17 protein-coding genes are annotated in these 19905 nt (G+C 65.2%); 13 read left to right on the top strand and 4 right to left on the bottom strand.

Annotated elements, in window-relative coordinates; translation table 11 throughout:
• Position 1 precedes the first annotated feature (1 nt).
• Positions 2 to 1075, bottom strand: a complete 1074-nt coding sequence (gene pdhA / locus QM707_RS09755; RefSeq protein WP_415001655.1) for a pyruvate dehydrogenase (acetyl-transferring) E1 component subunit alpha — start codon at positions 1073 to 1075, stop codon at positions 2 to 4.
• A gap of 167 nt (positions 1076 to 1242) precedes the next feature.
• Complete coding sequence (locus QM707_RS09750) at positions 1243 to 4920, bottom strand: lamin tail domain-containing protein (RefSeq protein WP_415001654.1); 3678 nt, start codon at positions 4918 to 4920, stop codon at positions 1243 to 1245.
• A gap of 176 nt (positions 4921 to 5096) precedes the next feature.
• Between QM707_RS09750 and QM707_RS09745 the strand changes: the two genes are divergently transcribed.
• Both QM707_RS09745 and QM707_RS09740 read left to right on the top strand, forming a co-directional pair.
• Complete coding sequence (locus QM707_RS09745) at positions 5097 to 5957, top strand: tryptophan 2,3-dioxygenase (RefSeq protein ID WP_415001653.1); 861 nt, start codon at positions 5097 to 5099, stop codon at positions 5955 to 5957.
• Between the two features lie 177 nt (positions 5958 to 6134).
• Complete coding sequence (locus QM707_RS09740) at positions 6135 to 7634, top strand: peptide MFS transporter (RefSeq protein WP_415001652.1); 1500 nt, start codon at positions 6135 to 6137, stop codon at positions 7632 to 7634.
• Positions 7635 to 7802: 168 nt separating this feature from the next.
• Here QM707_RS09740 and QM707_RS09735 read toward each other — a convergent pair whose 3' ends face one another.
• Positions 7803 to 8297 (bottom strand): MarR family winged helix-turn-helix transcriptional regulator, encoded by a 495-nt coding sequence (locus tag QM707_RS09735; protein WP_415001651.1) that lies wholly within the window; start codon positions 8295 to 8297, stop codon positions 7803 to 7805.
• Positions 8298 to 8368: 71 nt separating this feature from the next.
• Between QM707_RS09735 and hppD the strand changes: the two genes are divergently transcribed.
• From hppD to maiA, 5 genes are all read left to right on the top strand, one after another.
• Positions 8369 to 9457 (top strand): 4-hydroxyphenylpyruvate dioxygenase, encoded by a 1089-nt coding sequence (gene hppD / locus QM707_RS09730; RefSeq protein WP_415001650.1) that lies wholly within the window; start codon positions 8369 to 8371, stop codon positions 9455 to 9457.
• Positions 9458 to 9467: 10 nt separating this feature from the next.
• Complete coding sequence (gene hmgA / locus QM707_RS09725) at positions 9468 to 10766, top strand: homogentisate 1,2-dioxygenase (RefSeq protein WP_415001649.1); 1299 nt, start codon at positions 9468 to 9470, stop codon at positions 10764 to 10766.
• Positions 10763 to 11392 (top strand): hypothetical protein, encoded by a 630-nt coding sequence (locus QM707_RS09720; protein ID WP_415001648.1) that lies wholly within the window; start codon positions 10763 to 10765, stop codon positions 11390 to 11392. Before hmgA ends, QM707_RS09720 begins: the two co-directional genes overlap by 4 nt.
• 25 nt (positions 11393 to 11417) lie before the next feature.
• The gene (locus QM707_RS09715) at positions 11418 to 12416 is read left to right on the top strand and encodes a fumarylacetoacetate hydrolase family protein (protein ID WP_415001647.1); all 999 of its coding nucleotides are present in this window, start codon (positions 11418 to 11420) and stop codon (positions 12414 to 12416) included.
• 91 nt (positions 12417 to 12507) lie between these two features.
• Positions 12508 to 13173 (top strand): maleylacetoacetate isomerase, encoded by a 666-nt coding sequence (maiA, locus tag QM707_RS09710; protein WP_415001646.1) that lies wholly within the window; start codon positions 12508 to 12510, stop codon positions 13171 to 13173.
• A 64-nt stretch (positions 13174 to 13237) separates the two neighbouring features.
• Here the strand turns inward: maiA and QM707_RS09705 are convergent, their stop codons facing one another.
• Entirely contained in the window at positions 13238 to 14371 is a 1134-nt protein-coding gene (locus QM707_RS09705; protein WP_415001645.1) for a PilT/PilU family type 4a pilus ATPase, read from the bottom strand.
• A gap of 81 nt (positions 14372 to 14452) precedes the next feature.
• Between QM707_RS09705 and QM707_RS09700 the strand changes: the two genes are divergently transcribed.
• From QM707_RS09700 to QM707_RS09675, 6 genes are all read left to right on the top strand, one after another.
• On the top strand, positions 14453 to 14839 hold the full coding sequence (locus QM707_RS09700) for a DUF4398 domain-containing protein (RefSeq protein ID WP_415001644.1): 387 nt from the start codon (positions 14453 to 14455) through the stop codon (positions 14837 to 14839).
• Positions 14836 to 15795 carry an OmpA family protein gene (locus tag QM707_RS09695; RefSeq protein WP_415001643.1) on the top strand — a complete coding sequence of 320 codons (960 nt, stop codon included), beginning with the start codon at positions 14836 to 14838 and terminating at the stop codon, positions 15793 to 15795. The genes QM707_RS09700 and QM707_RS09695 overlap by 4 nt, the downstream gene beginning before the upstream one ends.
• Positions 15796 to 16150: 355 nt before the next feature.
• Positions 16151 to 16369, top strand: coding sequence for a YdcH family protein (locus tag QM707_RS09690; protein ID WP_415001642.1), 219 nt, complete (start codon positions 16151 to 16153; stop codon positions 16367 to 16369).
• Between the two features lie 127 nt (positions 16370 to 16496).
• Positions 16497 to 17867 (top strand): pyridoxal-phosphate dependent enzyme, encoded by a 1371-nt coding sequence (locus QM707_RS09685; protein WP_415001641.1) that lies wholly within the window; start codon positions 16497 to 16499, stop codon positions 17865 to 17867.
• 66 nt (positions 17868 to 17933) lie between these two features.
• A complete protein-coding gene (locus QM707_RS09680) occupies positions 17934 to 19100 on the top strand; it encodes a cystathionine gamma-synthase (protein WP_415001640.1) in 1167 nt (388 codons plus the stop codon).
• Between the two features lie 3 nt (positions 19101 to 19103).
• Positions 19104 to 19904, top strand: a complete 801-nt coding sequence (locus tag QM707_RS09675) for an ABC transporter permease (RefSeq protein WP_415001639.1) — start codon at positions 19104 to 19106, stop codon at positions 19902 to 19904.
• Position 19905 lies beyond the last annotated feature (1 nt).

Here is a 19905-nt window from a genome sequence, read left to right as displayed (position 1 = left end):
GTCAGTGTTTCTCCCACTTCAGCGCATCGGCGCGCTGTGCGGCGACGTCGGCCGGCAATTCGGCGTACAGGTAATCGAACATCGCTTCCACCGGCTGCACCTTCGTTTCGAGGTAGGCGTTGACCTCCTCGTCGGCGATGCGATTGCATTCCTCCTTCCACTTGGCCTCTTCGGCCTCGCTCCAGACCTTTTCGGCGATCAGGAAGGTGCGCAGGCGGGTGAAGGGTTCGCGTTCCCAGGCGGCCTTGACCTCTTCCTCGCCGCGATAGCGGCGGGCGTCGTCAGCCGTGGTGTGGTCGGACAGGCGATAGGTGACGAATTCGATCACGCTGCCGCCGTGGCCGTTGCGCGCGCGCAGGATCGCGTGGTCCATCGCCGCGCGCACGGCGATGATGTCGTTGCCGTCCACCTGCACGCAGTCGAGTCCGCCGGCCAGGCCCTTCTGCGCCAATGTCTTGGCGCCGGTCTGCGCGTTGCGCGGTACCGAGATCGCCCACTGGTTGTTGATGATGCACTGGATGAAGGGCAGGGCGTAGGCGCCGGCCGCATTGATCGCGGCGTAAGTATCGGTCTTGCTCGAACCGCCGTCGCCGACGCAGGCCACCGCCACGCGCGGTTCGCCGCGCAGCTTGAACGCCAGCGCCGCGCCGGCCGCGTGCAGGTTCTGCGTGCCGATCGGAACGCACCAGGAATAGTCGTGCGGCGGGCCGGAGAAATCGTTGCCGCGTTCGTCGCCGCCCCAGTACATCAACACTTCGCGTGGTTTCACGCCGCGCATGAACTGCGCGCCGTATTCGCGGTACGAGGGCGCGAACACGTCGTCGTACTGCATCGCGCTGCCGATGCCGATGTGCGTGGCTTCGTGGCCGAGGCAGCTGGCGTAGGTGCCGAGTTTGCCGGTGCGCTGCAGCGCGACGGCCTTGGTGTCGAAACTGCGCACGAGCAGCATCTGCTTGAACAGTTCGACCAGGTTCTGGCGGTCCTTGGCGAATTCCGGCAGGTCGTCTCGGACCAGCCGGCCGTCCGGGCCGAGGTATTGCAGGTATTCGATGTCGAAAGTGGCGACGGTGGGCATCGGGGCGCTCCAGGCAGACCGTCTAGATAGCAGTCCGGGACCGATGCTGGCAAGGCGCGAAAGCCCTTCCGGCGGCGTTGCGTGAACTCCGGCTCAATGCGACCGGGTACGGACAAAAAGAAAGCGCGGCCGGAGCCGCGCTTTCCGTCTTGCCTATGCTGGCCGACTCAGCGGCGCGGCACCGGGGCCGAGGCCGAGGCGCTGTTGTTCGACGGCTTGCTGTCCAGCGTCGAAGAGCCGACGGTTCCGCTCATCGTCATCGCCGTGCCGGTCCAACCGGCGGGCATGATCACGTTCACGCTGACCACGTCCTTCTTCGCGCGCGGCAGCGTGCTGCCCGGGCAATGCCAGGTGCTGCTGGTCGGCGTGCTCGACTGCGCGGTGCAGCCGGTGAAATAGCCGTACTGCGACGAGATCGACGTGACCGCGCTGGACGGGGCGTTCAGCGTGAAGTCGAAGGTCGGCGCCGAAGCAGAGACATTGCCGGCATTGACGATCGTGGCCTTGAAAGCCACCGGCACGGTCGCGCTCAGGCGGCCGGTCGGCGGCGCGATGACCAACTGCAGGTCCGTCGTCACGTTGAACAGCACCGTGGCGCTGGCGCTGTCGTTGCTGTGGTCAGGATCGGTGGTGGCGCCGGTGATCGCCGCACCCAGGGTCAGCGACGAGAAGCTGTCGCCCGTGGTCGTGTTGACGTTCACCTGGAAGCTCGACGCTTCGACGGCGATCGTCGCGCGGTTGCAGTGCACGATGGTGCCGCCACTGCCATCCGTCTGCGGCGTGCCGCAGGTCCAGCCCAGGCCCGGGCTCACGCTGACGCGTGCCGGGGCGACCGCGATCGAGAAGTCCAGCTTCAGGCCTTGGCCGCTGTCCGGCCCATAGCTGCCCGCGATCACCTGGAACTGCGCCTGCTGGCCGAGGTTGATCGGCGAAGCGATGGCGGAGACGCTCGTGTACAGATCGGCCGTCGAGAAACTGGTCGCACCGAGATACACGACGACCGGGTCGTGGTCGGAAATGCGCAGGACCGAACCGGCCGAGAAGTCGCCGTAGTCCACCTGCGGGAAGTCCGCGTTGATGCGGGCGTGATCCTCGTCCACCGTGAAATCGGTCAGCACGGCCTGGTTGGCGATTGCATGATCGAGCGACTGCGCGTTGCCGTCGAACGAGTACGAATAGCGCTCCGCCGGCGGGTTGAGGCTCGCGAGGCTGGTCAGGTTCGGATCGACCAGGTCGGCGCCGTCGTTGGGCACCACGGTGGCGCTGTCGGCGGCCGGCGTGCCCATGATCGTGCCCAAGCTGTCGCCGAGGCCGTCGTTGAACTCGAAGACGTTGAAATCGCCGACCAGGATGATGCGTTCGCCCGCATCGGCGACCTGGCGCGCCTGGATCATGTTGGCCAGCTCCACCGCCTGCTGATGGCGCTTGGCGCGCACGCGGGCGCCGTCGGTCGTGTAGCCGTTGCTGCCCGCGCCGAAGGTATTGGCGTTGTTGAGCGAACGCATGTGGTTGGCGACGACGGTGATGTCCTCGGCCGCGCCATTGGCTGCGTGGACCGTGGCGTCGAGGAACAGCGGCGGACGATCGTTGAGGAAGGTGCCCTGCTGCACGCAACCGTTGTTGTAGGCGGGCCCGCCGGTGGTGACGTCGTTACCGCTGGCGTCCTTGAACAGCGTGCACAGGCCCTGCTGCGTCACGGCGTTGACGGTCACGCGCGGCACGCCGGCCGAGACTTCCGCCGTCTTGACCAGGAAGCCGGCATCGATGCCGCCCGGGTCGTTGCCTTCGGTCAGATAGGCGACGTAGTGCGGCGCCGTCGCGCAACCGCTATTGGCGGTGTCGTCGATCGCGGCGGCCAGCGCGTCCAGCACCGCCTTCTTCTCGACTTCGACCGTGCCGATGATGTCCGGCGCGTTCATCGCCTGGCAGACCACCCGGGCGGCCTTCGCGATGCGGTTGTTGTAGGTGGTCAGGGTGACGTTGGCGACGTCGCCGTTGTTCGGACCGGCGCCGTCGTTGATGTTGTCGTAGAAGCGCAGCAGGTTGGCGCCGGAGACGGTGATTTCATCGGCGGCCGGCAGGCGCGCGAAGCTCGGGTTCGAGCCCGGCACGATGACCGGCGAGCTGCCGGGGTCGGGCAGGATCGTGTAGTTGCCGGAGAACACGTCCATCACGCCGACCAGGCCGGTGATGCCATCGCCCACGGCGACATTGAAGACCAGCGAGCTTCCGCTCTGGCCTTGGCCGCGCACGCGAATGCGCTCCATGTTCTGGTCGAAGACCGGGCCGGCGTAACCCGGATAGAAGGGCACTTCGGCCACCGCCAGGCCCGGTTCGCGGAACGGACGGGCGACGCCGCCGATCACGCCGAAGAAGGTGTGGTCCGACGTGACGACGCCGCTGCTCTCGTTGATGCTGCCGTCGCTGGGCGCGACGACGTCGAGGTCGCTGACGGAGACGCGCATGCCTTCGTAACGCTCGAACGTATCGACCGTGTAACTCGCGAAAGCCAGATCTGCGTTGAGGTCGATAGCGCCCGGCAAGGCATTGCCGGTGGAGTTCTGCGTCACGGTGGGGCTGGTGAGTTCCGTGACCGGCGCATTCCACGGCGTCGCGGACGGGACGAATTCAGCGACCGTGCCGTTCACGGTCACGTTGTTGCCGACCGCAGCGGTGGCGGGCGGCGTGGAACTGGTAAAGACGAAGATGCCTTCCGAGGTCGCCGGGTCGGCATCGACATCGGCCGCTTCTTCCTGCACGAAGAAACCGCTGCCCGTGCGCGCCGTCACGATGCCGCGCACATGCACGTTGCTGCCGACGATCGGCGAGCTGGCGCCCGGGCCCTGCACATCGTGGATCGGGGTGATCGTGATGTCGTCGTTGTTGATCGTGCCCTGGCCCTGGCCGTCGGTGACGGTGGCGCCGGTCGCATTGGTAACGTTGACGAAGAAGGTCTGGTTGGCTTCCGTCGTGGTATCGCCATTGACGCTGACGTCGAAGGTATAGCTCGAGTTGCCCGCGCTGATCGTCTGCGAGGTCAGAGACTTGGAGACGTAGTCGTTGTCGGCGGTGGTCGCGGTGCCATCGGCGGTGGCGATATCGAAGGTCACGCCGCCCGCACCGGCCGGAGAGGACAGGCTGACGGTGAAGCTGAAGGTCGTCGTGCCGGCGTTGCCTTCGGCCAGCGTCACGTCGTTGATCGAGAGGTTGGGCGTGACGGGTCCACCGCTGCAGGAATTCGTCGAGGAGCTGCTAGTGCGGGGATTCGGGGCGGCGGCGGCGAAGTCGGCGCTGTTGCTGCCGCTGTCGGTGCAACCGCCGAGCGCACGGAAGACCGCATTGGTGGTGCTCGGCGCGGGCGTGTTCGCCCCGCCTTCGTTGCAGTTGGCGGTGGTGCCGTAACCGACGAAGTCCTGGATCGATGCGCCGGTGGGGCAGGCGCCCGAGAGGGCTCCGGTGGCATTGACCAGCGCGACCTTGCCGGTGGTGGCGCTCATCGCGATCGTGCCTGTGACGTCAGGCGTCGGCAGATTATTGACGCCATTGGGGCCGGCGCCTTCAGACACCAGTAGATAGCCGCCTGCGGGAATGCTCACATTCGGCAGGTTCGTGACTTGCCAGGACGTGCCGGTGGCTGCGGCGTACTGCACCGACCAGCCATTGACGCTGGCGCTGCTGGTGCCGCGGTTGAACAACTCGATGTAATCGTTCTTGTAGGTCGAGCAGCCTGCCGTGCCGCAGCCGGCGCCGCCGTATACCTGACTGATGACGACTTGCGCCATAACGCCCGGCGCTGCGAGAACGAGCAACGCCGCCACTGCGGCGCGTGTGAGCATGCGAACCATTTGGATCCCCCGGAAACGGTCGGCCCTGCGCCGCCGTACTCCCTGATTCTAGCCCTAGCCGGGCGTCATTGGCATGACAGGCTGCAACAGAATTCCGGGTGGCCCCCGGTTCCTTGCGGGTGAATGGGTTAGGCTAGACAGCTCAAGTCGTTCCGCATTTTCTGCCTCCGATCGCCATGTCCCAGCCCCCGAACCAGCGCCCGCTCGAAGCCGGCATCACCACCGACCTGCGCGACCGCCTCAGCTACGGCGGCTATCTGCAGGTATCGACCCTGTTGTCGGCGCAGCAGCCCCTGTCGGATCCGCCGAACCACGACGAGATGCTCTTCATCATCCAGCACCAGACGGCGGAGCTGTGGATGAAGCTGGTCATCCACGAACTGAGTGCGGCGATCGGCCACCTGCAGCGCGACGAGCTCGACCCCTGCATGAAGATGTTCGCGCGGGTGAAAGCCATCCAGAAGCAGTTGACCGAACAATGGTCGGTGCTCGAGACGCTGACGCCGGCCGACTACATGGGATTCCGCCACGTGCTCGGCCCGGCCTCGGGTTTCCAGTCGGCGCAGTACCGGACGATCGAATTCCTGCTCGGCAACAAGAACGCCGACATGCTGCGCGTGTTCGCGCACGACGAGGCGGTGCAGGCCGAGCTGCGTCGCGTGCTGGAGGCGCCGAGCCTGTACGACGAATTCCTGCGCCATCTCGCGCGTCGGGGCCATGCGATCCCGGCGACGAGCCTGCAGCGCGACTGGTCGCAGCCGCACCGGCACGAGCCCGGCCTGCTGCCGGTGTTCCAGCGCATCTACGAGGACACCGAGGCGTACTGGGACTCGTACTACTTCTGCGAACTGCTGGTGGACCTGGAAGTGAATTTCCAGCTCTGGCGCTTCCGTCACATGAAGACGGTCGAGCGCATCATCGGCTACAAGCCCGGCACCGGCGGCAGTTCCGGCGTGGCGTTCCTCAAGCAAGCCCTGGAACTGACCTTCTTCCCGGAATTGTTCGAAGTGCGCACGACCCTGACCCCGCGCGGCTGATCCCGGCCCGGCTTCGGCGAGGCAAGCCCCGCTGCCGTCGTGATGTTGCGGCGCAGCATATCGTTCAGGTTTGACGGACGCGGCGACAGCGGTTACACCTTCCGGGCCTTGCGGCCGCCCGAAGCAGGTGGCCGCGCAGCCCGTTTTACCTCTTAAGTCATTCCAGGGAGAGACCGCATGAGCGGTGCAGCAAGTACGCAGGATTCGGCGCCCGTGCCCGAGTTCAAGCAGGTGATGGGACATCCGCGTCCGTTGTGGATGCTGTTCATGACCGAGTTCTGGGAGCGGTTCGCCTTCTACGGCATCCGCTGGGCCCTGACGCTCTACATCGTCGCGCAGTTCTACGCCGGTTCCGGCGAGGGCGAGGCGCCGGCCAGCCGCATCTACGGCGCTTATCTCGCGCTCGTTTACGCCGCTGCCATCTTCGGCGGGTACATCGCCGATCGCATCATCGGCTACCAGCGATCCATCCTGCTGGGCGCGGTCATCATGTCGATCGGCCTGTTCATGATCGCGATACCGGACGAGACGATATTCAAGCTCGGCCTGGCGGTCGTCATCACCGGCAACGGCCTGTTCAAACCGAACATCTCGACGATGGTCGGCAAGCTCTACGCCACCGGCGACGAGCGTCGCGACTCCGGTTTCACCCTGTTCTACATGGGCATCAACGCCGGCGCCTTCATCGCTCCCATCCTCACCGGTTGGCTGTCGGACAAGGTTTTCGGTACCGATGCGATGCCGGAATACAAGGTGGTCTTCATCGCCTCGGGCATCGGCATGCTGATCAGCCTCGTCTGGTTCTGGTTCGGTCGCCAGCAGCTGGCGGGTATCGGGCGGCCGCCGGAAGGCGACGGCGGTGGCGTCAAGATCCTGTACGTGCTCGGTTTCTGCGCCGTGGCCGTGCCGGTCTACTACTACCTGCTCGCCATCGACGCGGCCAAGTTGCAAGTGGTGCTGACGGCCTTGTTCCTGCTGCTGTGCGGCATGCTGCTCGTCGAAGGCATCAAGAACGGCCCGGAGGCACGCGACAAGGCGATCGCGATGCTGATCATCTTCACCTTCAACATCGTGTTCTGGATGTTCTTCGAGCAGGCCGGCAGCTCGTTCAACTTCCTGGCCGACAAGATCGTCGATCGCGATTTCGGCGGCTGGATCTTCCCGGTGGGCTGGTTCCAGTCGGTCAACTCGTTGGCGATCATCACGCTGGCGCCGATCGTCGCCTGGACCTGGGTCAAGATGGGCACGCGCAATCCGTCGATCCCACGCAAGTTCGGCCTCGGCATCATCTTCAACGGCCTGGCCTTCCTGCTGCTGATGGCGGCGCTGTCGGGCATGGTCAACCAGGCCGGGCTGATCCCGTTCTGGACGCTGTTCATGGTCTACGTGATCCAGTCCGTCGGCGAGCTCTGCCTGTCGCCGATCGGCTTGTCGATGACGACGAAACTCGCCCCGGTTCGCCTGGTCGGTTTCGGCATGGGCGGCTGGTTCCTGTCCACCGGCATCGGCAACAACCTGTCCGGCATCTTCGCCAGCCACGCCAGCGGCGAAACGGGCATGACCGTGGCGTCGGCGCATGCGAGCTACACGCAGGGCTTCTGGATCCTGATGGGATTCGGCGTGCTGCTGTTCCTGGTCGCGCCGCTGATCCAGAAACTGATGCATGGCGTGAAGTAAGCGATCACCATCGCTTCAGCAAGACGGAACGGCGGCCTTCGGGCCGCCGTTTTTTTTGGCAGGATGCCCAAACGCCGCGGGTACATGGATGTACAGGAGCGGCGCGTCCGCGCCCATCGCGTATGCGATGGCGCGGAATGTCGTCGAGACGGTGGGCCAGGGCCCACCCTACGGTTCGCGCGTCTCGCGCTCGCGTTCTTCCATGCGCGTCAGCAGGCGGTCGAGCGCGGCACGCTCGTCGGCTCGCAGCCCCTCCAGCAGGCGTTGTTCGTAGGCCAGGGCCAGGGGCGCGACTTCGTCGTACACCTTGTAACCCTTGGCCGACAGGGCCAGCACGGACCGGCGCCGGTCCGTGCCGTGCAGGTGGCGTTTCAGCCTGCCGTCCAGCAGCAGGGAGTTCACCGCGCGACTCACCGCGACCTTGTCCATGGCCGTGCGCTCGGCGACTTCGCCGGCCGACAGGTCCGGATAGCGCCCGAGGACCGCCAGCACCCGCCATTCCGTCACGCCCAGGTCGAAGCGCGCGCCGTACAGGGCAGCGATGTCCTGGCTGATGCGGTTCGACAGCACGGAAAGCCGATAGGGCAGGAAGCGGTCCAGCTCCAGCACGGCATGCTCCGGCGCGGCGCGGGCATTCTTAGGCGGTTCAGCGGCTCGGGGCATGTCGGCTTGCGAATAGTTTCAGATGAAACTAAATTATCACTCCCCGATTGGCAAGTCAGCCGGAGCCGCCGATGAACGCCCAGCCCAACCACGGCATGCAGGTCACCACCTTCGAGAACCCGATGGGCATCGATGGTTTCGAGTTCGTCGAGTTCGCTTCGCCGGAGCCGGAGAAGCTGCACGAGTATTTCCGCCTGCTCGGCTTCACGCCGGTGGCGCGCCATCGCACGCGCAAGATCACCAATTACCGCCAGGGCGATTGTACCTTCCTGATCAACGAAGATCCGGATTCGTTCGCGGCCGAGTTCGCCCGCCAGCATGGCCCCAGCGCTTGCGGTTTCGCCATTCGCGTCAACAAGCTGGCCGAATGGGTGCGGGTGCAGGCGCTGAAGAACGGCGCGGAGCCCTTCGGTGCGGAAGAGCTGACGAAGGCGGTCGCCGCGCCGGTCATCAAGGGCATCGGCGGCTGCATGCTGTACATCGTCGACCGTTACGACACCAAGGGCACGATCCACGATCCGGACTGGATGTGGCTGCCCGGCGCCGAAATGAAGCCGCAGGGCTTCGGCCTGACCTTCATCGACCACCTGACCCATAACCTGTATCACGGCAACATGGGCAAATGGGCCGATTACTACGAACGCCTGTTCAACTTCCGCGAGATCCGCTACTTCGACATCAAAGGCGCGAAGACCGGCCTGCTGTCGAAAGCGATGACGGCGCCGGACGGCATGGTGCGCATCCCGCTGAACGAGTCGTCGGATCCGAAGTCGCAGATCAACGAATACCTCGACGTCTACAAGGGCGAGGGCATCCAGCACATCGCCTGCTTCACCGACAACATCTACGACACGGTCGAGCGCATGAAGGCGGGCGGCATCAAGTTCCTCGACACCCCGGACACCTATTTCGACGTGGTCGATCAGCGCATCCCGAACCACGGCGAGGATCTGCCGCGCCTGCGCGCGAGCAAGATCCTGATCGATGCCGACCCGGAAACGAAGCAGCGCAAGCTATTGCAGATATTCACCCAGAACGCGATCGGACCGATCTTCTTCGAGATCATCCAGCGCAAGGGCAACGAAGGTTTCGGCGAAGGCAATTTCCAGGCCCTGTTCGAGAGCATCGAACGCGACCAGATGAAGCGCGGCGTGCTCTGAGGCCGCGCCCATGAGCCTCGCCTACCAGTCCGGTTTCGGCAACGAGTTCGCTACCGAGGCCTTGCCCGGAACGCTGCCGGTCGGACGCAATTCGCCGCAGCGCGTTCCGCATGGCCTGTATGCCGAACAGATCTCCGGCACGGCCTTCACCGCGCCGCGGCACGCGAATCGTCGCAGTTGGCTGTACCGCATCCGCCCGGCGGCGATGCACGGGCGATTCGAGCCTTTCGCGCAACCGCGCCTGCACAACGACTTCGCCAGCGGCCCCGTAACGCCTGACCAGCTGCGCTGGAGTCCCCAGGCGATGCCGGCCGTGCCGACCGATTTCGTCGACGGCCTGTTCACGATGGCAGGCAATGGCGGCCCGGAAGCGGGCGCCGGTATCGGCGTGCACCTGTACGCGGCGAATCGCAACATGGACGGCCGCTTTTTCTACGATGCCGATGGCGAGTTGCTGATCGTTCCGCAGCAGGGCCGTCTGCGCATCGCCACCGAGATGGGCGTGCTCGAGGTCGAGCCGCAGGAAATCGCCTTGATCCCGCGCGGCATCCGCTTCTCGGTATCGTTGCTCGACGGCGAAGCGCGCGGCTACGTCTGCGAGAACTTCGGCGCGATGCTGAAGCTGCCCGACCTCGGCCCGATCGGCAGCAACGGCCTGGCGAACCCGCGCGACTTCCTCGCGCCGGTCGCGGCTTACGAGGATCGCGAGGGCGATTTCGAGCTGATTGCGAAATTCCAGGGCCATCTGTGGCGCGCCGCGATCGGCCATTCGCCGCTCGACGTGGTCGGCTGGCACGGCAACTACACGCCTTGCAAGTACGACCTGCGCCGCTTCAACACGATCGGTTCGATCAGCTACGACCACCCCGATCCGTCGATCTTCCTCGTGCTGCATTCGCCCAGCGACAGCGAGGGCGTCAGCAACATGGACTTCGTGATCTTCCCGCCGCGCTGGCTGGTGGCGCAGGACACGTTCCGCCCGCCGTGGTTCCATCGCAACATCGCCAGCGAGTTCATGGGCCTCGTGCACGGCGCCTACGATGCGAAAGCGGAAGGTTTCGTGCCCGGCGGTTGCTCGCTGCACAACAGCTTCACCGGGCATGGCCCCGATGCGGCGACGTTCGAGAAAGCGTCGAATGCCGACCTGTCGAAGCCCGACGTCATCCGTGACACGATGGCCTTCATGTTCGAAAGCCGCGCGGTGTTGCGGCCGACGCGACAGGCGCTCGAGGCGCCGCAACGGCAGAAGGACTACCAGCAGTGCTGGCAGGGTCTAGTACGTCACTTCGATGGAGGAAAAGCCCGATGAAGAAGATGTTCGCGCTGGCCGCGTCGGCCCTGACGATCGCCGTTTCGCTCGCCGCCTGCTCGCGCGCGCCCGAACCTGCACCGACTCCCGCGCCTGCCGCAGAACCTGCGCCCGCGCCGGAACCGGCGACATCGCCGGAGGCCCCGGCCACATTGAAGAACGATCCCGCCGTGGTGAACTTCGAAGGCTTCGGCCCGGCCAAGTTCGGCGCGAACCAGGAACAGGTGCGCATGGCCTGGGGCCGTCCGCTCGAGGCCTCGAACGAAGCCGGCGATCCGGAAAGCGAAGCCTGCTACTACCTGACGCCGGATCCGGCGCCGCCGGATCGCAACGGCATCAATTTCATGATGGAAGAAGGCAAATTCGTGCGCTATTCCGTCGATGGCGACCTGTACGCGGCCCCGGGCGACATCCTTGTCGGCATGACCGAGGCCGACGTGCTGGCGAAGTTCCCCGGTCGCGTCGAACAACAACCGCACAAGTACACCGACGGCAAGTATCTGGTCGTCTCGCCGGAAGGCGGCGGAGAGTCCCGCCTGGTGTTCGAGACTGACGAAAAGGGCGTGATCGAACGGTGGCGCATCGGCGTTCCGCCGGCCGTTCACTACGTGGAAGGCTGCCTGTGACGGCAGCGCGAAATCGGAGCAATGGATGAAACTCGGTAGCTTGAAAGAAGGCGGCAGGGACGGCACGCTCGTGGTGGTTTCGCGCGACCTGTCGAAAGCGGTGAAAGCCAGCGGCATCGCGCCGACCTTGCAGCGTGCGCTGGAAGACTGGTCGAACGCGGCGCCGCGCCTGAATGCGCTGTATGACGTGCTGAATCAGAGCTCCGCCGAAACGGTGAATGGCGAAGAGGTGTTCGCGGTGGATTTCGCGGCACTGGCTTCGCCGCTGCCGCGCGCGTACGAGTTCGTCGACGGTTCCGCCTACCTGCCGCACGTCGAGCGCGTGCGCAAGGCGCGCGGCGCGGACGTGCCCGAGAGTTTCTACGTCGATCCGTTGATGTACCAGGCGGTCAGTGCCGGTTTCTACGGGCCGCGCGATTCGGTGCTGGTGGCGGACGAAGCCTATGGCATCGACCTCGAAGCGGAGATCGTCGTGGTGACCGACGATGTGCCGCAGGGCGCGACGCCGGAAGCCGCCGCCGCGCATATCCAGCTCATCGGTCTGGTGAACGACGTATCGCTGCGCAACCTGATTCCGCCCGAGCTCGCCAAGGGCTTCGGCTTCCTGCAGTCGAAGCCACGTTCGGCCCTGAGCCCGGTCTTCGTCACGCCTGACGAGCTTGGCGAAGCCTGGCAGGGCAACAAGGTGCATCTGCCCCTGTTGACTCACGTCAATGGCAAGTGGTTCGGCGCGCCGGAAGCCGGCGTGGACATGCAGTTCGATTTCGCCCAGCTAATCGCCCATGCCGCGAAGACGCGTCCGCTGTCGGCCGGCACGATCGTCGGTTCGGGCACGGTCGCCAATCAGGACACCTCGCTGGGCGCTTCCTGCTTCGCCGAGCAGCGCACTGTCGAAACCCTGCGCGACGGCAAGCCGAGCACGCCTTTCATGAGCTTCGGCGACGTCGTGCGCATCGAGATGCGCGGCCGGGACGGCGAGGATATTTTCGGCGCGATCGAACAGCGCATCGCCCGGGCCGAATAGGCCCGCGCGACCGTCTGGCTGCGCTCGTGGCGCGGGTGTAGGCTAGTCCGACGCCGGCCTTCGCGCCGGCCATCCAGGCGAAGGGGGCGTTATGACGGCAGGTCCTATCCGGCTGTATTCCTTCTGGCGGTCCAGCGCGGCTTACCGCGTCAGGATCGCGTTGAACCTGAAGGGACTTCCCTACGAAACGGTGCCGGTGCACCTGCTCAAGGACGGCGGCGAGCAGCATTCGTCCGAGTTCGCCGAACTCAATCCGCAGGAACTCATCCCGGTGCTGATGCACGGCAACCGGGTGCTGCGCCAGTCGATGGCGATCATCGAATACCTCGAGGACACCTGGCCGGAGCCGGCGCTGATCCCGACCATCGTGCGCGACCGCCAGCGCGTGCGCGCGCTGGCGCAGGCCATCGCCTGCGAGATCCATCCGCTGAACAACCTGCGCGTTCAGCAGTACCTGGAAAAAACCTTCAAGGCCAGCGAAGCGCAGCGCGAGGAATGGACGCGGCACTGGATCCACGCCGGATTCGAATCCTTCGAGAAGCTGCTTGCGGACAACCCCTCGACCGGCGAGTTCTGCGAGGGCGATGTGCCGACCATGGCCGACTGCCTGCTGGTACCGCAGGTGTACAACGCCGTGCGCTTCAAGGTGGACATGGCGCCGTTCCCGACCATCCGTCGCGTCAATGAGGCCTGCCAGGCGATGGAAGCGTTCCAGGCGGCGAAGCCGGAGAACCAGCCGGACGCGCCGAAAAGCTGAGGTTCGGATGCGCGAAAAAAACGCGGCCCATGGCCGCGTTTTCTTTTCCGCGATGAAATGGCGATTACTGGAAGCTGCTGGTGCTCTGCTGCTCGCCGCTGCCGTACATGTCGGCGTAGGGATCGTGCTCGCCGGAACCGCCTTCCGACAAACGGATCTTCAGGGCCAGGCCGTCGCGCGAGTCGGCCTTGCGCAGCGCCTCTTCCAACTCGATCTTGCCGTCCTTGTACATCTTGAACAGCGACTGGTCGAAGGTGTGCATGCCTTCCTGCAGCGACTTGTCCATCGCTTCCTTGATCTCGTGCACCTGACCTCGGCGGATCAGGTCGCGGATCATCGGCGTGTTGATCAGCACTTCGCTGGCGGGCAGGCGCTTGCCGTCCTTGCCGACCACCAGGCGCAGCGAGATGACCGACTTCAGGTTCAGCGACAGGTTCATCAGGATGTTCTTGTGCGCGGCCTCGGGGAAGAAGTTGAGGATGCGCTCCAGCGTTTGGTCGGCATTGTTCGAGTGCAGCGTCGCCAGGCACAGGTGGCCGGTCTCAGCGAAGGCGATGGCCGATTCCATCGTCGTCGCATCGAGGATTTCGCCGATCAGGATGACGTCGGGCGCTTCGCGCATGGCGTTCTTCAGCGCGTTGTGGAAGGCGTGCGTGTCCAGGCCGACTTCGCGCTGGTTGACGATTGACTTCTTGTGCCGGTGCAGGAACTCGATCGGGTCCTCGATGGTGAGGATGTGGCCGGTGCTGTTGGTGTTGCGGTGGTCGATCATCGCCGCCAGCGCGGTCGACTTGCCCGAGCCGGTGGAGCCGACGACGAGCACCAGTCCGCGCTGCTCCATCACGATGTCCTTCAGCACCTGCGGCAGCCGCAGCTGGTCGATCGTCGGGATCTCGCTCTTGATCGCGCGGATCACCATGCCGACTTCGCCGCGTTGCTTGAACACGTTGACGCGGAAGCGGCCGGCATCCTTCACGGCGATCGCCATGTTGAACTCCAGGTCGCGTTCGAACACCGGAACCTGGCCCTCGTCCATCAGCGAATAGGCGATCTTCTTGACCATGCCGGCCGGCAGGCCGGTATTGCCGAGCGGGTACAGCTTGCCCTCGACCTTGATGTAGACCGGCGCGCCGGTCGTGAGGAACATGTCCGAGGCGTTCTTCTCGGTCATCAGCTTGAGGAAGTAGCCGATATCCATGGGTGATCCCTTTCTCCTGGCCGCCTGGTTGCGCGTTGGGGCGACAGCTGTCGACAATACCGCCAAGCGGGCTTTTCGTGAATGAACTATATGGCACTAACCCGACGAAAAATCTATCTGTCGCTGGCCTTGACGGCGTTTGTCGTGACGGCTTTCGCAGCTACGCCCCCGACGGCCGATATGGCCGCCGCCGAAGCGGCCATCGTGGCCGCCGAGCGGGCCCAGCCGCGGGGTTCGGCCGAGCAGGCGCTGCTGGAGGCTCGGGACCGTTATTCGCAGGCCCAGGCCGCGATGGGTCGCAAGAAGTACAAGGACGCGCAGCGCCTCGCCCAACAGGCGACGGCTGGGGCCGACCTGGCCCTGGCCCGGGCCAGGTTGGCGACAGCCCTGCAGGACGTCGAGGAAAAGTCCACCCGGAATGCCGAGATGCGCCGGCAACTGTTGTTGCAGTCTGGGGGTGAGCGATGAATCGCCTCGCTGCCTGCCTGCTTGGCTTCGCCTTGCTGGTTTCCGCCGCTACGACGCTGGCACAGCGCGCACCCGATCCCGACGTCCTGCGCCTGCAGGAACAGTTGCAAGCCCTGGACGGCGACCCCTCCCTGGCCGAGCTGGCAGGCCTGGCCAGGCTCAAGGCGAGGCAGGCGGTGGCGAGCCTGCAGACGGCGCGGCGCAGCGATCGCGAGCATGCCCTGTTCCTGGCCAATCGCTGGGTCGAAGCCGCAGTTGCCTCGGCGCGCGCCGAACTGCTGCAGCAGCAGGCCGCCCAGCTCGATCGCGAACGCGACCAGATCATGCTGGAGGCGAGTCGACGCGATGCCGAGCGGGCGCGGCGCGAAGCCGACGACTTGCGTCGCCAGACCCTGGCGCGCGAGGAAGAGGCGCAGCGCCTGGCCGAGCAGGTCGAAGCCGAACGCCTGGCCAGCCAGCAGACCACGGCCGATGCCGAGGAAGAAGCGCGGCAGGCGCGAAAACTCGCCGATGCCCGCGGCCGCGAAGCCGAGTTGGCGCGCAAGGAAGCCGAGCTGGCGGCCGCGGTCGGCTCCGACGTGGCGCCGATCGGATCGCTGCCGCCGATGCGACGCAACGGTTCTCGCAGCATCTACACGCTCGATGGCAGCGCCTTCGCCAGCGGCAAGGCCAACCTGACCCCGGGAGCGCGGGCGAGCCTGCAGCGCCTGGCCAAGGCCATGCCTGCGCGCGGAAGCATCCGCATCGTCGGTTACACGGACAGCCAGGGCGACGATGCCGCGAACCTGGCCCTGTCCAGGCAGCGGGCCGAGGCAGTGAAAGCCAGCCTGCAGTCCGCCGGTATCGCCGCCTCGCGCCTGGGCGCCAGCGGCAAGGGCGAGGCCGATCCGGTGGCCGACAATGCCACGGCGGCGGGGCGCGCACGCAATCGGCGCGTCGAAATTGCCGTCGAATAGTCTTAAGGAACAAAGGCTTAGCGGATTCGTGCGAGCTAAGTGATTGAATTTCCGAGGCCGTTCCCGGTGTCTTGAAACGTCGGGGATAGTTCGGTGAGTGGTGAAAAAACAAGGGCTTGCGAAAGCCCTTGCGACCCCCGAAAGGCGGGAGTAGCGTCGGTATCCCATGCGGCATTCGCCGCATGGCGAACCGAGCCAGGCCGATGAAAGCAGACCTCGTCCGCACGGAGACCGCCGCCTCAAAGACCGAGGCGGGAGCGTTTTTCACGGACGCCGCCCGCACCGACGACCTGACCTGTACTCAATCCACACGCCCGGCCAGTCCGGGCGTTCGTGTTTCTGAAGGAGGTCACTGATGTTTGAAGGGCAACCCCAATCCGAAGTGGACGCGCTGATGAAGAGCGATCCGGAATTCCGGCAGCTCTATCACCGCCATCGCGAACTCGACAAACAGGTGTTGGACGCGGAGCTCGGCGTACTGCCGATCGACGACAACACGCTGGGCAAGATGAAGCGCGAGAAGCTGCACGCGAAAGACCGTCTGCTTCGGATGTTCGACGCCAGGCCGCACTGAACCAGTTCACCGCAGCGGTGGCGGCGGCCCATCCTCGTCGGGCCGCCGCCACCCGCAACCTGGGGCAGCTTTCCCTGGCGCAGGCTACAATCCCGCGTCGGCCCTCCGGCCATCGCACGCGCTTTCCATGACGGTCCAGAACAGTGTCCTCGAACTGATCGGCGAGACGCCGATCGTCAAAGCCCGCAACCTCGATACCGGCGTCTGCGAGCTCTACCTCAAGCTCGAATGCATGAATCCGGGCGGTTCCATCAAGGACCGCATCGGACTGCAGATGATCGAGGCCGCCGAAAAGGCCGGCCGCATCAAGCCCGGCGACACCCTCGTGGAAGGCACCGCCGGCAACACCGGCATCGGCCTGGCGCTCGTCGCGCAACAGAAGGGCTACAAGCTTGTCCTCGTCGTGCCGGACAAGATGAGCCGCGAAAAGATCTTCAACCTGCGTGCGATGGGCGCCGAGGTGGTGCTGACGCGCTCCGACGTCGCCAAGGGCCATCCGCAGTACTACCAGGACATGGCCGAGCGCCTGGCCAGGGAAACGCCGAACGCCTATTTCATCAACCAGTTCGGCAACCCCGACAATCCCGCCGCGCACGAGCAGGGCACCGGCCCGGAAATCTGGCGGCAGATGGACGGGAAGATGGACGCGATCGTGTTCGGCTGCGGCAGTTCCGGCACGATGACGGGGCTGTCGCGTTACTTCGCGAAGACGGCGCCGAACGTCGAATTGATCCTGGCCGACCCGGTCGGTTCCATCCTCGAGGAATACATCAACCGCGGCACGCTCAGCGAAAAGTCGGCGAGCTGGTTGGTCGAGGGCATCGGCGAGGATTTCCTGCCGCCGATTTCCGATTTCACCCGGGTCAAGAAGGCTTACGCCATCACCGACAAGGAAAGCTTCCTGGCCGGTCGCGAACTGCTGATGAAGGAGGGCGTGCTCGGCGGCTCTTCTACCGGCACCTTGCTGGCCGCGGCGCTGAAGTATTGCCGCGAGCAGACCGAGCCGAAGAAGGTCGTCGTCTTCGTCTGCGACACGGGCAACAAGTACCTGTCGAAGATGTTCAACGACTACTGGATGCTCGACCAGGGCTTCCTCGACCGTCCGGTCCACAACGACCTGCGCGACCTGATCCTGCGCCCTTACGCGCAGAAGGATACCGTCGTCGTAGGCCCGAACGATTCGCTCACCGTCGCCTACCAGCGCATGAAGATGTACGACGTCTCGCAACTGCCGGTGATGGACGGCGACCGCATCGTCGGCATCGTCGACGAGAGCGACGTCCTGCTGCATGTCTACGGCGAGGAGAAGCGCTTCCTCGATCCGGTATCCACGGCGATGGTCAGCAAGCTCGACCAGCTGGACGTCACCGCGTCGATGGAATCGCTGCTGCCGGTCTTCGATCGTGGCCACGTCGCCATCGTGATGGATGGCGCGAAGTTCCTCGGCTTGATCACGCGCATCGACCTTTTGAACTACCTCCGCCGTCGCGCCCAATAACTCCCTCTCCCATCGGGAGAGGGGCGGGATGAGGGTTCGCCTTCGTCCCGAAACACGGAAAAGAGAATGACCTCCGAAAACAAGTCCCACGGCCTCGGTACCCTGGCCATCCACGCCGGCCAGTCGCCCGATCCGAGCACCGGCGCGGTGATGACGCCGATCTACGCGACCTCGACCTATGCGCAGAAGAGCCCGGGCGTGCACCAGGGTTACGAGTATTCGCGCAGCCACAATCCGACGCGCTTCGCCTACGAGCGTTGCGTCGCGGCGCTCGAGGGCGGTCGAAACGGCTATGCCTTCGCTTCGGGCCTCGCCGCCACGTCCACCCTGCTCGATGCGCTCGACGCCGGCAGCCACGTGATCTGCATGGACGATGTCTACGGCGGCACTTACCGATTGTTCGAGCGCGTGCGCCGTCGCTCCGCCGGGCTGGATTTCAGCTTCGTCGATCTGAACGACATGACCGCGCTGGAAGCCGCCGTTACGCCGAAGACGAAGCTGATCTGGTGCGAGACGCCGACCAACCCGTTGCTGAAGATCGTCGATATCGCCCGCCTGGCCGAATTCGCGCGCAAGCGCGGCATCCGCCTCGCGGTCGACAACACCTTCTCCTCGCCGATGCTGCAGCGCCCGCTCGATCTTGGCGCGCACATCGTCATGCATTCGGCGACGAAGTACCTCAATGGCCATTCCGATATCGTGGGCGGCATCCTCGTGGTCGGCGACGACACCGAGCTGGCCGAGCAAATGACCTTCCTGCAGAACGCCGTCGGCGGCGTGCAGGGGCCGTTCGACAGCTTCCTGGCGCTGCGCGGACTGAAGACGCTGCATTTGCGCATGAAGGCGCATTGCGACAACGCGATGCAATTGGCCGAATGGTTGCAGTCGCATCCGGCGGTTGAAAAAGTCGTTTACCCCGGCCTGGCCTCGCATCCTCAGCACGCGTTGGCCAAGACGCAGATGCAGGGTTTCGGCGGCATGGTCAGCGTCTGGCTGAAGGGTGGCCTGCCTGCCGCGCGCCGCTTCATGGAGCGCACCGAGCTGTTCGCCTGCGCCGAATCGCTTGGCGGCGTCGAGAGCCTGGTCAATCACCCGGCGATCATGACGCATGCCTCGATTCCGCCGGAGCGTCGTGCCGCCCTCGGCGTGACCGACAACCTCGTGCGGCTGTCGGTCGGCGTCGAGGATGTCGCCGACCTGCGCGCGGAGCTGGCGGCGGCCTTGGCGGACTGATTTGTGACTGAGCGGGCCGACCGCGTCCGCGACGCCTGGAGCGATCTCTCCGCGATCGCGCGCACGCGCGAGTTGTGGTGGGCGCTGGCGGTGCAGGATCTGCGCCAGCGTTATCGGCGATCGGTGCTGGGCCCGTTCTGGATCACGCTGAGCATGGCGGTGCTGGTCTTCGCCATCGGACCCTTGTATTCGCTGTTGTTCAAGGTGCCGGCGCGGGAGTTCATCCCGCATTTCGCCCTTGGCCTGTGGTTGTGGAACCTGCTGTCGAGCCTGCTGACCGAAGGCTGCCAGGCCTTCATCCAGTCCGATAGCCTGATCCGCTCGATACGCCTCCCGTACAGCGTGCATGCGCTGCGCACGTTGGCGCGCAACCTGATGGTGTTCGCGCACAATGCATTGGCGATCGTCGCCTTGGTGCTGGTGTTCGGCATCGCGCCGCAGGCGAGCTGGTTGTGGTTGTTGCCGGGCCTGATGCTGATCGCGCTCGCATCGCTTCCGGCCATCCTGTTGCTGGCGATGGCCTGCGCGCGTTTCCGCGATCTGCCGCAGATCGTCGCCAGCGTGCTGCAGGTGCTGTTCTTCGTCACGCCGGTGATCTGGCAGCCGCGACTGCTCGGTGAACGCCAATACATCGCCGACTACAACCCCTTCCATTGGTTCATCGAAATCGTGCGGGCGCCGATGCTGGGAGAGGTGCCGCCGATGTGGATGTACGGCGCCTGCCTGGCCTGCGCTTTCGCGCTCGCTTTGCTGGCCATGATCGCTTTCGTCGGCTATCGGCGTCGCATCGCCTTCTGGGTCTGAC

The sequence above is a fragment of the Arenimonas sp. genome (assembly GCF_047602345.1).
Classification (GTDB): Bacteria; Pseudomonadota; Gammaproteobacteria; order Xanthomonadales; family Xanthomonadaceae; genus Arenimonas.
Note: the sequence above shows the minus strand (reverse complement) of the source record. Positions and strands in the feature narration are given on the sequence as shown.